Annotated in this window: 11 protein-coding genes; 5 read left to right on the top strand and 6 right to left on the bottom strand. The window is 67.4% G+C overall.

Translation table 11 applies throughout. From position 1 onward, the window contains the following. Positions 1–943: urocanate hydratase (gene hutU / locus HGO92_RS11495; protein ID WP_169994904.1), on the bottom strand; the 943-nt coding region annotated here is incomplete at its 3' end. A 61-nt stretch (positions 944–1004) separates the two neighbouring features. Beyond that, the gene (locus HGO92_RS11500; protein ID WP_169994905.1) at positions 1005–1712 is read right to left on the bottom strand and encodes an IclR family transcriptional regulator; all 708 of its coding nucleotides are present in this window, start codon (positions 1710–1712) and stop codon (positions 1005–1007) included. A 197-nt stretch (positions 1713–1909) separates the two neighbouring features. Between HGO92_RS11500 and HGO92_RS11505 the strand changes: the two genes are divergently transcribed. From HGO92_RS11505 to HGO92_RS11515, 3 genes are all read left to right on the top strand, one after another. After that, entirely contained in the window at positions 1910–2938 is a 1029-nt protein-coding gene (locus HGO92_RS11505) for an ABC transporter substrate-binding protein (protein WP_169994907.1), read from the top strand. A gap of 59 nt (positions 2939–2997) precedes the next feature. Continuing rightward, positions 2998–4578 carry a histidine ammonia-lyase gene (gene hutH, locus HGO92_RS11510; protein WP_169995255.1) on the top strand — a complete coding sequence of 527 codons (1581 nt, stop codon included), beginning with the start codon at positions 2998–3000 and terminating at the stop codon, positions 4576–4578. 64 nt (positions 4579–4642) lie between these two features. Further along, positions 4643–5758, top strand: a complete 1116-nt coding sequence (locus HGO92_RS11515; RefSeq protein ID WP_169994908.1) for a sialate O-acetylesterase — start codon at positions 4643–4645, stop codon at positions 5756–5758. Here HGO92_RS11515 and HGO92_RS11520 read toward each other — a convergent pair. The 4 genes from HGO92_RS11520 to tdh are packed head-to-tail and all read right to left on the bottom strand — an operon-like array spanning position 5725 to position 10187. Continuing rightward, positions 5725–6876, bottom strand: coding sequence for an NAD(P)/FAD-dependent oxidoreductase (locus tag HGO92_RS11520; RefSeq protein ID WP_169994910.1), 1152 nt, complete (start codon positions 6874–6876; stop codon positions 5725–5727). The genes HGO92_RS11515 and HGO92_RS11520 overlap by 34 nt on opposite strands. A gap of 21 nt (positions 6877–6897) precedes the next feature. Further along, positions 6898–7905, bottom strand: a complete 1008-nt coding sequence (locus HGO92_RS11525) for a DUF695 domain-containing protein (RefSeq protein ID WP_169994911.1) — start codon at positions 7903–7905, stop codon at positions 6898–6900. Positions 7906–7915: 10 nt separating this feature from the next. Continuing rightward, on the bottom strand, positions 7916–9130 hold the full coding sequence (locus tag HGO92_RS11530) for a glycine C-acetyltransferase (RefSeq protein WP_169994913.1): 1215 nt from the start codon (positions 9128–9130) through the stop codon (positions 7916–7918). Positions 9131–9140: 10 nt separating this feature from the next. Next, a complete protein-coding gene (gene tdh / locus HGO92_RS11535; RefSeq protein WP_169994915.1) occupies positions 9141–10187 on the bottom strand; it encodes an L-threonine 3-dehydrogenase in 1047 nt (348 codons plus the stop codon). 271 nt (positions 10188–10458) lie between these two features. Between tdh and HGO92_RS11540 the strand changes: the two genes are divergently transcribed. Both HGO92_RS11540 and HGO92_RS11545 read left to right on the top strand, forming a co-directional pair. Further along, the gene (locus tag HGO92_RS11540) at positions 10459–11667 is read left to right on the top strand and encodes a cytochrome P450 (protein ID WP_346768931.1); all 1209 of its coding nucleotides are present in this window, start codon (positions 10459–10461) and stop codon (positions 11665–11667) included. Positions 11668–11827: 160 nt separating this feature from the next. Next, the gene (locus tag HGO92_RS11545) at positions 11828–13177 is read left to right on the top strand and encodes a GAF domain-containing protein (RefSeq protein ID WP_169994917.1); all 1350 of its coding nucleotides are present in this window, start codon (positions 11828–11830) and stop codon (positions 13175–13177) included.

The raw sequence follows: 13177 nt of genomic DNA on the forward strand, positions 1-13177 counted from the left end.
CGACCATCGCCTGCACGTGGCGGGCCATCGACTCCTGTGCCTTCTTGGTGAAGCCCACGGGGTCGGCCTTGGCCTCGGCGTCCCACTGCTCCACCGAGTACTCCAGCGGCAGGTAGCTCAGCGGGTCATGTGCCGAAGTCTGGTCGGTGACGATGTCCACGCTGATCTCGCCGGCCTGGTGCCGGCGCAGCAACTCCGGGAACACCGCGGCGGCATTGCCCACGTAGCCCACGGACAGCGGACGCTTCTCCTCCTTGGCACGCATGACCTTGGCCAACGCGGCGTCAAGATCCGTTTCCACTTCGTCCAGGTAGCGCTTGGAAGCGCGGCGGCGCAGGCGTGTCTCGTCGACGTCGATAATCAGGCACGCTCCGCCGTTAAGGGTCACGGCCAGCGGCTGCGCGCCGCCCATGCCGCCGCAGCCGCCGGTCAGAGTCAGCGTTCCGGCCAGGGAGCCGTTGAAGCGCTTGTCCGCGATGGCAGCAAAGGTTTCGTAGGTGCCCTGCAGGATGCCCTGGGTACCGATGTAAATCCAGGAACCGGCGGTCATCTGGCCGTACATCATCAGCCCTTCGGCCTCGAGCCGGCGGAACTCCGGCCAGTTGGCCCAGTCCCCCACCAGGTTCGAGTTGGCAATCAGCACCCGCGGCGCCCATTCATTGGTACGGAAAACGCCCACCGGCTTGCCGGACTGGACCAGCAGGGTCTCGTCCTTCTCCAGGGTCTCCAGCGTGCGCACAATCGCATCGTAGGCCTCCCAGCTGCGGGCCGCGCGGCCCGTGCCGCCATAGACCACCAGGTCCTCGGGGCGCTCGGCGACCTCGGGATCCAGGTTGTTCATCAGCATCCGCAGCGGAGCCTCGGTCTGCCAGCTCTTGGCCGTCAACTCGGTGCCCCGGGGGGCGCGGACGGTGCGGGAGGGATCGTGTTGCGTGAAGGTCATTTCTGAAGGCTCTTTCTCTGATGGAAGCGGGTAGTTATCCGGCTGTCAGGCTAGGAACAAGCTAGGAAGGTCGGGGACTAACGACGGCGGCGTCCCCGCCTGGGGCGGCAAAGACGCGGCCGGCTTCGGCGGCCAGCAGGGCGCCGAAGGTTTGCGCGGCTTCAGCGGTAGTGCGGTAGCTCGGCGCGACGATGCTCAGGGCTGCGACCACCTTGGAACCGGCCATCACCGGGGCGGCCACCGCGGTGATGTCGGGCTCGACGCCTTCGGCCACGACGGCGAAGGACCCGGGTGCCACCGACCCCTGCAGCGCTTCCCCGGCGGCGCTGCCGACCATGGGAAACGTGCGGCCTACCCAGTTAATGTGGCGCACGGTGTGCGTGCCTTCCTCGATAGCCAGGTACAGCCCGTCGGTGCTGCCGGCCGCCACACTGAGGTAGGCGGATTCGCCCGTCCGGGCGACCAGTGAGCGCAAGGCATCCTGGCTGGTCGCGACCAGTGATTCATGGCTCAAGGCCTGGACGCCGAGCTGGACCATGCGGAAGCCCGGCCGGTACAGGCCGTCCTCGCGCTTGGCCGCGAAGCCGTTCGCTTCCAGGGTCCTCAGCAAGCGAAGCGCGGTGCTGGCCGAAAGGTCTGCCGCCTTGGCCGCATCGGCGAGTTTGACGCCGTCGTTCTCGCAGACAACGCGCAGCAGGCCCAGGGCACGGTCGGCGGCTCGGGTTGTGGCGTCCGGCGCCGCAGCGGTCTCTGTAGTGGTGTCCACCATGGAGTGCCTTTCCGGTCGGGATCGTCGTTTCACTGACGTTGCACTTAGTAAAACATCAATTTCATCTAGTGGCAATGCCCCTTTTTCACCCGACCATTGACGCCAGCTCGATCGCTCTGTACCTTTTCCCTATCAGCCCATATATTTTACTGTCTGAAATGGCCTTGCCATTCAGCGGCAGAACTGGAGAAACTCCCATGGAAAAGCCCTTCCGCGGATCCACCACCCAACGCCGCACCTTCTTGACGGGCGCGTCCGCCGCTGCCCTCACGGGTCTTCTGGCGCTGACCGGCTGCGGATCAGGCAGCCCGTCGGCTCCCGAGGACGCCCCGAACTCCAATGGCGCCGCACCCCAGGAAGGCCTGGACCAGGTGAGCGTCGGACTCATCCCCATCACCGACGTCGCCCCCATCTACCTGGGCATGCAGGAGGGCTACTTCGAGGACGAAGGCATCCAGCTCTCCGTCCAGTTGGCCCAGGGCGGCGCGGCGATTGTGCCGGCCGTGATGACCGGTGAGTACCAGTTCGGCTACTCCAACGTTGTCTCGCTGCTGATCGCCCAGGACAAGACGCTGCCGGTGAAGGTGGTCTCCAACGGCTCGAGCTCAACGAACGTTCCGGGCAAGGACGTTACCGAGGTGGCCGCCATGCCGGACAGCGGCATTGAATCCGCCGCGGACCTCGTGGGCAAGACGGTGGCGGTCAACGCCCTGAACAACTTTGCCGACGTGACCATCCGCAACTCCATCGAAGAAGCCGGCGGCGATCCGCAGGATGTGAACTTCGTGGAGATGCCGTATCCCAACATGCCCGCAGCGCTGGAGCGCGGGGACGTTGACGCGGCCTGGACCACCGAACCGTTCCGCACGCAGATCCTGGAAGCCGGCGGCGAGATCGTGGCCAGCCCCATGACAGATCTGACCGAAAACTTCGATTCGGCCTTCTACTTCACCTCCGAGCAGACCCTGCAGGAAAACCCGGAGCTGGTGGAACGCTTCCAGCGCGCGTTGGAAAAGTCCTTCACCTTCGCGATGGAAAATGAGGACGAGGTCCGCACCATCATCCAGGACTACGCGAAGATCACCCCGGAACTGGCCGAGACCGTGGAAATGTCCAAGTGGTATCCCGAGATCAACATGGACGGACTGAAGAAACTGGGCACCGCGGCCCAGAAGTACGGAGTGTTGGAAAACGAGCCGGACTATGATGCCCTGATTGCCAAGTAGCCGTGTCCGCCCCCGCCACCCACGCCGCCCCCGCCACCGCACCTTCGATGAAAGGCACCATGTCCCAGCTTCAGCCCGTCACCATCTCCACCGGACCGCTCAGGCCGGAGGAAGTCATCGCCGTCGCGCGCCACGGTGCACCGATCGAGCTCAGCGCCGAGTCCCTGGCCGCCATGGCGGAGTCCCGCGCGGTGATCGACGCGCTGGTCACCGATGACAAGCCGCACTACGGCGTATCGACGGGCTTCGGTGCCCTTGCCACCAAGCAGATCCCCATCGAGCTGCGCACCCAGCTCCAGCGCAGCCTGATCCGCAGCCACGCCGCTTCCTCCGGCACCGAGGTGGACCGCGAGGTGGTCCGCGGCCTGATGCTCAACCGGCTTTCCACCATGGCCACCGGCCGCACGGGGGTCCGTCCGGTGGTGGCGCAAGGCTATGCCGCCATGCTCAACGCCGGCATCACCCCGGTGGTCGGCGAGTACGGCTCGCTCGGCTGCTCCGGGGACCTGGCGCCGCTGGCACACTGCGCCCTGGCGCTGATGGGCGAGGGCGAGGTTCGGAATAACGACGGCGGACTGGTGCCTGCCGCTGAGGCGCTGGCTGCCGCTGGGCTCGAGCCGGTGGAACTGCGGGAGAAGGAAGGCCTGGCGCTGATCAACGGCACGGACGGGATGCTGGGCATGCTGATCATGGCCTCGGCGGACCTGCATCTGCTGCTCAAGACCGCGGACCTGGCTGCCGCCATGAGCATCGAGGGCCTACTGGGCACTGACTCGGTGCTGGCCGAGGACCTGCACGCGCTGCGCCCGCACCCCGGGCAGATCGCCGCCGCGGCCAACATGCGCCGGATCCTGCACGGCTCGCCCCTGATCGCCGAGCAGAAGTCGTCCGATAATGGCGACGGCCACCGCTTCACCCGCGTGCAGGACGCCTACTCGCTGCGCTGCGCCCCGCAGGTGCACGGTGCCGCAAGGTCCACGCTGGCGCACGTGGAATCCGTGGCCGGCTACGAGCTGTCCTCCGCCATCGATAATCCGGTGGTCACCCCGGACGGCCGGGTGGAATCCAACGGAAACTTCCATGGGGCGCCGGTCGGCTATGCCCTGGACTTCCTCGCCATCGCCGTGGCCGACCTGGCCTCGATGAGCGAGCGGCGGACGGACCGTTTCCTGGACAAGGCCCGCAGCCACGGGCTCAACGCGTTCCTGGCCGACGATCCCGGCGTCGACTCCGGCCACATGATCGCGCAGTACACCCAGGCGGGCATCGTTTCCGAGCTCAAGCGGCTGGCGAACCCGGCCTCGGTGGACTCCATCCCCTCCTCCGCTATGCAGGAAGACCACGTCTCCATGGGCTGGTCCGCCGGGCTGAAGCTGCGCCGGGCGCTGGATGGCCTGACGCGTGTGCTGGCCATCGAGCTGCTCACCAGTGCCCGCGCCCTGGACATGCGCGACGGCGGCTTGGACTCCTCGCGAAGCGCCGCGGCCGTCACCGCTGTCCGGCGCGAAATCCGCAAGGTGGTCGAAGGCCCCGGAACGGACCGCTACCTCTCCCCCGAGATCGAAGCCGTGCGTGTCCTGGTGGACAGCGGCGTGCTGATCGAGGCCGTGCAGCAGGAGCTCGGGTCGGCGCTAAACTGATCGGAGTAATTTTGCCAGCCGGCGGGTGAGCCCGCCGGCGCCCGGCCTGGAGGGGGACGCGAGCATGGGCACGGACGAGCCTGCCACGGCGCAACAATCCGGCTCTGAAAGCCCTCCCAGTCCCAGCCGCCGGACGCTGTTCCGCCGCGCCGCCCCCATCATCGCGGTTGGTCTTGGTTCCGGGGCCCTCGGGGCGGGAGCGGCAAACGCCGCCGCCCGCCCGGGCAGTCCGCTGCCGGGTAGCCTGGCACTGCCCTCCGACGAGGACATCGCCCGGCTGATCGCCGACCCGGAATCAGCCACCCACCGGGCACTGGCGAACCTGCACAACCCCTCCCAGCCCGCCGGTGGCCAAGTTTTCCAGAGCGCAGAAGATGTTGCCGGAGCTGCTGCGGGCAATGGCCGCACGGACCCGCGCAAGTCCGGCGCCGACGTCGTTCTCTTGCTGGGGCAGTCCAACATGCAAGGTTCGGGACTGCCCTATGATCCGGCCATTGACATCAGGCTGGAGGGCATCGACCAGTTCGCCGGCTCGGGGCCGCACACCGGCACCGTGATTCCGGCCGCCGACGCGCTGTTCCACGTCACCCAGAACCTGCGCGACGGAGCGCCCACCATCGGCCCCGGGATGGAATTTGCCCGGCAGCTCTGGCTCAACCAAGCGGCGGACCGCAAGGTGCTGCTGGTGCCGGCGGCCCTCGGCGGCACCTCGATCACCGGCAACGCAGACTATTCCTGGGACCCGTACAACACGACTGCCTCAGTGAATCTGGCCCGCCGGGGCCTGGATGCGTGCGTCCGCGCCCTCGCGCTCAACCCCTCGCACCGGCTGGTGGCCATCCTGTGGCACCAGGGCGAATCGGACGCGCTGCCCAAAGTGGGCCAGGACTGGTACCGGCGCAAGCTGCTGCAGGTTATCGATCTGTACCGCGCGGAGCTGGGCCCGGTCCCGTTCCTCATTGGCGGCATGGTGCCCGAATGGATCGCCGCGGACAAGAAGATCCGCGGCCCCATCGACGCGGTGCACCGTTCCATCCCCTCCCACCGGCCGCAGACCGCCTTCGTCGAGGGGCCGGCCGGCGCCAACGGTGCCAACGACGGCATCCATTTCAACTCTGCCGGCGCGCGCGAACTCGGCCTGCGCTACTACCGGACCTTCGCCGGCATGGCCGCCAGCTGACCGCGCCGCGAAACGTCATCAGAGCGTACGACGCGGGGGCCGAGGGCCGCGATGGTCTCACCGGATACCCCGGTACCGTCGGCCGTGCCGTCCAGAATCAGTCCGGCGGCCAGTTCGGCGAGGCCCGCGGACGTCTGGAAGCCGTACCCGCCCTGGCCTGCGAGCCAGAAGAAGCCGGCCGTCTGCCCGTCGAAGCCGACCACGGGATGGCCGTCCGCGGGTTCGGTGCGCAGTCCTGTCCAGGCGCGGTCCACGACTTCGATGCCCATGGTGGTGGCCGAGTTGATGTTTTCCACCAACGCCTGGATGTCCGTTTCGCGCGGGCGGGCGTCTTCGGCCCGGCTGGGCTCGGTTTCCGACGGCGAGATCAGCACCTGGTCCCCCTCCGGCCGGTAGTAGAAGGTGTTGTCAGCGGTGGCTACCATCGGCTGTTCGGGTAACAGCGGGCGTGCCACCTTCACCACCGCGGCGGTCCGCCGGTATGGAACCAGCCCCTGCGGCGCTGCCCCGAAGAGTGCGGCGACGTTGTCGGCCCAGGCACCGGCGGCGTTGACCACAGTGTCCGCCACAATGGTCCGCGCACCTGCCTGGACCTCCCACCCGCCGTCGCCGTCGCCGCGAACAGCAGCGGTGACCGGCGCATTGGTGAGAATCCGGGCCCCGGCGGCCTCCGCCGTCGTGCGGTGGTGTTCGATCAGGAGATCCGTGTCGCAGCCGAAAGAGGTGGTGTCCAGCCCGGCTGCCTCGAACGAGCCGGGCCTGAGTTCGGGACTGAGTTTGATGGCTTCGGCGTGGCTGATGAATGCCATGTGGCTGCTCGCCTGCTCGCGGACCTGTGCTTCGTCGCCGATCAGCAGGAAGCTGCGTGGTGTCAGGAAGCGGCGCCCGGTCTCCTGCTCGGTGCGGCGCAGTAACGCCAGGGTGCGCACGGTGAGTTCGCGGATGGCGGGCGGGCCGTAGCTGGGGATCAGTTGGCGTGCTGACCGGGACGAGGTGTGGCTGGCCAGTGCGGCTTCGGCCTCAGCCACAATGACGGTGGCCCGGCCGGCGAGCGCCGAGGCGAGGGACAGTCCGGCGATTCCGCCGCCAATGATGAGAACGTCGCAGGTCAGGGGCATGGTGCTATGTTCTCACGCGTCCTATCTGATCCTTAGGTGGCTGACGCCGGACCACCCGGGATCAAGTTCCGCACCGACGCCGGTCTGTCCCTCTTCCCAGGCCGCCGCGGCCGCTTCCAGGTCCCAACCGGCGGAGGTGGTCGAATCCACGTAGAAGTGCAGGATCCGGCGGCCGTCCGTTGTTTCGGCCGCAACCAGCCGGCCGTTGCCGTTGAGCGCTTCGGCGAGCGCCTGTTCCATCGCCTGCAGCCGGCGCCCCGATTCCTCGCCCGGGAGCCCGTCGTCGAGGATCTGGGCGTAGCCGAGCTGCACGGCCACATGCTGGTCGAAGTCGGGCCAGAACGCCGGTACCAGCGGAACCTGCACGTAGGCGGTAATGGGGCGGTCCTCGATCGAGCGGCCGTGCAGCTCCTCCCAAATGGGCTCGCCGTGCCCGTCGAACGCGCCGGCACGCAATTGCTGCACGACGGCCGGCAGGTCGCTCAGCGGGATGCCCTCCGGATGCGGCTGCAGCACCGGTTCGATGATTCCGATCCATGCGTTCACGTCCTGCTGGCCGATGGCATGGTCCAGCATGATGGCCACCGGAACCAGTCGCTTGTCTTCCGGGAGCCGGCCCAGCTTCGGGTGGTAGACCGAAATGTCCGCCGAATAGCGGTTGCGCATCAGGCCCACCCGGAAGTCCTCGCCGGCGAAATCTTCGCCGCCGACCCCCAGCGTCAGGTCCTCGATGCGTGCGGCCGCTTGGCGGGCATCCGCATACTCCCAGTGCCGGTCCGGCGCCGGAGCCGCCTTGAGCACGCGCCGCGCCAGGGCCGCGTGCTCGGGACTGTCGGGGAAGATGACCAGTTCGTGTTCCGCCGCCGCTCCCGGGCCAAGCTCCCAGGCCAGGCCCGGATCGATCCACGCGATCCGCTGGCCCAGCTGCTTGACGTAGTTCTCGGCGTAGCCCTCTGCGCCCTGCGCAATGTGCCGGGCGGCCTCCGCTTCCCACCAGGCCCAGAACTCCCCCACGGCATCCGGCTGCATGCTCCCTGGCCTACCTGCCTACTGCATCACGCGAGGCGACGAACGCGCGCACGCACGCTTCGACGTCGTCCGTACTGTGGGCTGCGGAAAGCTGGACGCGGATCCGGGCGGCGCCTTGGGGAACTACCGGATAGCTGAAGGCGGTCACGTAGACGTCGTGGGCAAGCATCTGTTCCGCCACCTTGCCTGCCAGCACGGCGTCGTGGAACATCACCGGGATGATCGCGTGCTCTCCGGCCAGCAGTTCGAACCCTTCATCGGCCATGCGGCGGCGGAAGAGCGCCGCGTTCTCCTGCAGCCGGGAGCGCAGCTCAGCGGATTCGCGCACCAGCTCCAGCGCCCGGAGCGTGGCGGCGACAATCACCGGGGCCACCGAGTTGGAGAACAGGTACGGCCGGGCCCGCTGCCGGAGCATCGCCACGATCTCAGCGCGCCCCGAAACGTAGCCGCCGGAGGCGCCGCCCAGGGCTTTGCCGAAGGTCCCGGTGTAGATGTCCACCCGGTCCGACACCCCGGCGTGCTCAGGCGTGCCGGCACCGGTGGCGCCCATGAAGCCAACCGCGTGCGAGTCATCCACCATGACCAGCGCATCGTACTGCTCGGCGAGCGTGCAGATGTCCTGGAGCGGGGCGAGGTAGCCGTCCATGGAGAAGACGCCGTCGGTGACGATGATCCGGCGCCGCGCCCCGCCGCCGTCGTTCATTGCCGCTGTTTCCTGCAGCCTGGCTTCCAGCTCCGCCATGTCCCGGTTGGCGTAGCGGAACCGGGCCGCCTTGGAGAGCCGGATGCCGTCGATGATGGACGCGTGGTTCAGCGCGTCCGAAATGATGGCATCTTCCGGACCGAACAGGGACTCGAAGACGCCGCCGTTCGCATCGAAGCAGGAGGAGAACAGGATGGTGTCCTGCGTGCCGAGGAATTCCGAGACCCGGCGTTCGAGCTCCAGATGAATGTCCTGCGTACCGCAGATGAAGCGCACGCTGGCCATGCCGAAGCCTCGCTCGTCCAGCGCCAACTTGGCCGCGGCTATCATGTCCGGGTGGTCGGCCAGACCGAGGTAGTTGTTGGCGCAGAAGTTGAGCACCTGGCGGGCCGGGCCGTCCAGGCTGCCGGCACTGATGTGGCTGGACTGCGGGGAGCTGATCCGGCGTTCAGCTTTGAATAGTCCGGCTGCCCGGATCTCGTCCAGTTCCGCGGCCAGCTGGTCCTTGAGGGCAGAGTACATGCGAAGCTCCTTAGATCCTTCTCCAGTCGAGGACAACCTTGCCGCCGGTGCCGTGGCGGGCGGTTTCGAAGCCCCTTTCCCACTCGGCGGCCGGCAGCACGTCCGTGATGACACCCGAAATGGCTTCGTGCAGCACCGGGTTCGATTGCAGCATGGCACTCATCGCGTACCAGGTTTCGAACATTTCCCGCCCGTAGATGCCTTTGAGCGTGAGCATGTGCGTGACCACCTTGCCCCAGTTGATGGCGATGTCTTCGGTGGGCAGTCCCAGCAGCGCGATCCGCCCGCCGTGGGTCATGTTGTCGATCATTTCGCGCAGCGCGCTGGCCCGTCCGGACATCTCCAGCCCAACGTCGAAGCCCTCGGTCAGGCGCAGTTGCTCCTGGGCCTCGGCCATCCGTTCATGGCTGACGTCAATGGTCATGTCCGCGCCCATCCGCTTGGCCAGGTCCAGCCGGGATGCGGAAATGTCCGTAATGGCGATGTTGCGGGCCCCGGCGTGGCGGGCAACGGCGATCGCCATCAGTCCGATCGGCCCGGCGCCCGTGATCAGCACGTCCTCGCCGACCAGCGGAAAGCTCAGGGCGGTGTGGACCGCGTTGCCGAACGGATCGAAAATTGCGCCGAGCTCCGGGGTGATGGACGGATCGCGGTGCACCCAGACGTTGGTCTCCGGAATCACCACGTACTCCGCGAAGGCCCCGTCCCGCTGGACCCCGACGCTGACGGTCCGGATGCACATCTGGCGCCGGCCGGCGCGGCAGTTGCGGCAGGTACCGCAGACAATATGCCCCTCGCCGGAGACCAGGTCCCCCATCTGGACGTCCCGGACCAGGCTGCCGGTTTCGACCACCTCGCCGTAGAACTCGTGCCCGGGGATCAGCGGCGTGGGAATGTTCTCCTGCGCCCACGGATCCCATGCCTGGATGTGCAGGTCCGTCCCGCAGATTCCGGTGGTCACTACTTTGATCTTGACGTCGCCCTCGCCGGTTCGCGGCTCGGGACGGTCAACGAGCTCGAAGCCGGCCTGTGGCCCGGACTTGAACAGCGCCTTCACTGACACTTCCTTCCGATTCGGATTGCCGCGGCCTGCGGGCGGACCGGGATCGCCGGCCGCCTGCGTGACCGCGGTCACGCAATGGAACCACTCTACTTAAGCGGTAGGACAGTTGGGACATTGAATCCGGTCGCGGCGATGAACGGCGGCAAGCTAACGACGGCGGGTGGCGGCCGACGTCGTGAGTTATCAACATGGGGCGGTTGCCGCTAGTGATCGGGGCGTTTGGGCGATAGCTTGTCAACAGGACTGCAGAGAAAGTGAGGCCGATGTGACCGAAGTGCTGGCGTACCCGGGTGTCCAGGTGCTGGGCGATGACCCGTATTCGGACGAGAACTTGGCGGATCCGTACCCGCTGTTCGAGCGGATGCGTGCGGCCGGACCGGCGGTTTACCTGCAGAAGTACAACGTGCTGGCGTTCGCCCGCTACGAGGAATGCCGGGACATTCTGGCGGACCACCAGACGTTCATCAACGGTGCCGGTGTGGGGCCGAAGAACCTGCACAAGGAGCCGTCCTGGAAGCCGCAGGGCATTCTGGATTCGGACCCGCCCGTCCACACCCAGCTGCGCAAAGCCATGGCATCGGTCATCTCGCCCAAGGGCACGCGTGCGTTGCGCGCCGGCTTCGAGGACTTCGCCGCACAGCTGCTGCCGCAACCGCTGGAACGCGGGGAGATCGACGGCGTTCAGGACCTGGCGCAGGTCTATCCCCTGAGGGTTTTCGGCGACGCGGTGGGCATTCCGCGCGAGGGCCGGGCGGAGAACCTGATCAGCCAGGGCGCCATGAGTTTCAGTTACTTCGGTCCGGAGGACGAACGCCAGCAGCACTTCATTGAGCAGGGCGCCGGCACCTTTGAATGGGTCATGGACCACACCACACGCGCCAAACTGGTACCCGGCGGGCTCGGTGCACAGCTATGGGACCGCGCCGATGCCGGGGACATCAGTGCGGAAGCGGCGCCGCTGCTGGTCCGGGCGCTGCTCTCCGCGGGGCTGGACACCACCGTGATCGGGCTCGGGAACGCACTGAAGCTCCTGGCCGAGCATCCGGACGAGTGGGCCAAGCTCCGGCAGAATCCACGACTGGTCAAGTTCGCCATCGACGAGGTGCTCCGGTTCGATTCGCCGTTCCAGTCCTTCTTCCGTACCACCAGCGCCGACACGGTGTTCCGCGGCATCCCGATTCCAGCGGATACGAAGATTGTGCTCTTCCTCGGGTCAGCCAACCGGGATACGGCGCAGTTCGGCCTGGACGCCGGCGAGTTCCGGGTCGAGCGCGACGCCGCCAGCATGATCGCCTTCGGCAACGGCATCCACCGCTGCGTAGGCCAGCCCATCACGCGGCTGGAAATGGAAGTGGTGCTCGGCTGGCTCGCCGAGCACGTCGAACGTCTGGAGCTGGCCGGCGAGCCGGTCCCGTACCTGCACAACACGCTCAAAGGCTGGGAATCCCTCCCACTGCGGCTCATCCCGGCGTGAGCGGACGCTACGGGCGGGCTGGCTTCACCGTGGCGCTGCAGACAGAGAACGACGGCGGCGCCCGACTTGCGCCGTTGGATAGACTGTGAGGCACGCCACCTAATTTTCTTGAGCTGTCCTGAACCCTGAATCCCGGTGGCTGAACTTAACGAGTGGAGCAATGGTGCATTCCCACGTCCGATCGACCGCGGGGCCAGTCCAGCAACAGGCCTACGCGGCCCACGAACTCCTCGACGATGCGGTCCGCAGGATGCCCCGCGCCGGCACCGCCACGTTGTCCGGCTTGCGACAGGTAGTGCGCGAATCCTGGGAACGCTCCATGACGTTGGTCCCTGACCCGGAAGACGCGCTGGCACGGGTGGATCTGGTGGACGAGAAGCTGGAGGAGTACCGGCTGAGCCACCCGCTGGCGGCGATCATGCCCGTCATCCACCGCCTCCTGGTGTTGCCCAGCCATGACACCGGAATGCTGGTAGCGGTCGGCGACGAGAACGGCCGGCTGCTCTGGGTGGACGGAGATGCCAGGCTGAAGCGCCAGGCCGAGAAAATGACCTTTATTGCCGGCGCCGACTGGTCCGAAGGAACCGTGGGCACCAGCGCCCCGGGCACCGCACTGGCGCTGGGCCGCGGGGTGCAGATCTCCGGGGCCGAGCACTTCAGCCGCATTGTCCACCCATGGAGCTGCACCGCCGTCCCGGTCCGCGATCCTGATTCGGGCGCCGTGCTCGGCGTCGTGGACATCACCGGCCGCGAAGAAGCTGTCGCGCCGCACACGCTCTCCCTGGTCCAGGCCACGGTGGCCGCGGCAGAGGCGCAATTGCGCATCGAACGCCTGCAGCGCGGGCAGGCACATCCCACAACCACAGCCAAGCCGCTGCGCAAGGCTCAGGCCCCGGGCCGGACCTCGCGGCCCCGGCTCTACAGCAACACGCTTTCCATCACCGGCCGGGAACAGGGCCAGCTGAGCCTGGAGGGCAACACGCTGGACCTGTCCCTGCGCCACACGGAGATCCTCACGCTGCTCGCCCTGCATCCGCGCGGCCTGACCGCCGACGCACTCGCCGACCTACTCTATGCGGATGCCCAGAGCACCACCCTGCGTGCCGAAATGGTCCGGCTGCGCAAACTCATCGGATCGGCCAACCCGGACGCGGTTCCGCAGTCCCGCCCGTACCGGCTGCCGCAGGAGCTGATCCTCGACGCCCGCCAGGTCCTCAACTACCTGCAGCGCGGTGCCCACCGCCTGGCCCTGAACATTTACCAAGGTACGCTGCTGCCCAATTCGGAGGCCCCCGGTATCGTGCGCTTCCGCGAGGAGGTCAGCGCCAACCTCCGCGAAGCCGTGCTCAGCGATGCCTCCGCGGAAACGCTGCTGCGCTACCTGCAACTGCCGGAAGCAGAGTACGACGCCGAGGCTTGGCTCAGCGCCCTGCGCGTGCTGCCAGCGCGCTCGCCGAGGCGCACCGCCGTCGTCGCCCATCTTGAACGGCTCGAGGCCGAACTGCGCTGA

The sequence above is a fragment of the Crystallibacter degradans genome (genome assembly GCF_012952295.1).
Taxonomy (GTDB): domain Bacteria; phylum Actinomycetota; class Actinomycetes; order Actinomycetales; family Micrococcaceae; genus Crystallibacter; species Crystallibacter degradans.

Excerpts from the sequence above, each read along its gene's own strand:
- HGO92_RS11500 (WP_169994905.1), bottom strand. The coding sequence starts at position 1,712 with ATGGTGGACACCACTACAGAGACCGCTGCGGCGCCGGACGCCACAACC.
- HGO92_RS11505 (WP_169994907.1), top strand. The coding sequence starts at position 1,910 with ATGGAAAAGCCCTTCCGCGGATCCACCACCCAACGCCGCACCTTCTTG.
- hutH (WP_169995255.1), top strand. The coding sequence starts at position 2,998 with ATGTCCCAGCTTCAGCCCGTCACCATCTCCACCGGACCGCTCAGGCCG.
- HGO92_RS11515 (WP_169994908.1), top strand. The coding sequence starts at position 4,643 with ATGGGCACGGACGAGCCTGCCACGGCGCAACAATCCGGCTCTGAAAGC.
- HGO92_RS11520 (WP_169994910.1), bottom strand. The coding sequence starts at position 6,876 with ATGCCCCTGACCTGCGACGTTCTCATCATTGGCGGCGGAATCGCCGGA.
- HGO92_RS11525 (WP_169994911.1), bottom strand. The coding sequence starts at position 7,905 with ATGCAGCCGGATGCCGTGGGGGAGTTCTGGGCCTGGTGGGAAGCGGAG.
- HGO92_RS11530 (WP_169994913.1), bottom strand. The coding sequence starts at position 9,130 with ATGTACTCTGCCCTCAAGGACCAGCTGGCCGCGGAACTGGACGAGATC.
- HGO92_RS11545 (WP_169994917.1), top strand. The coding sequence starts at position 11,828 with ATGGTGCATTCCCACGTCCGATCGACCGCGGGGCCAGTCCAGCAACAG.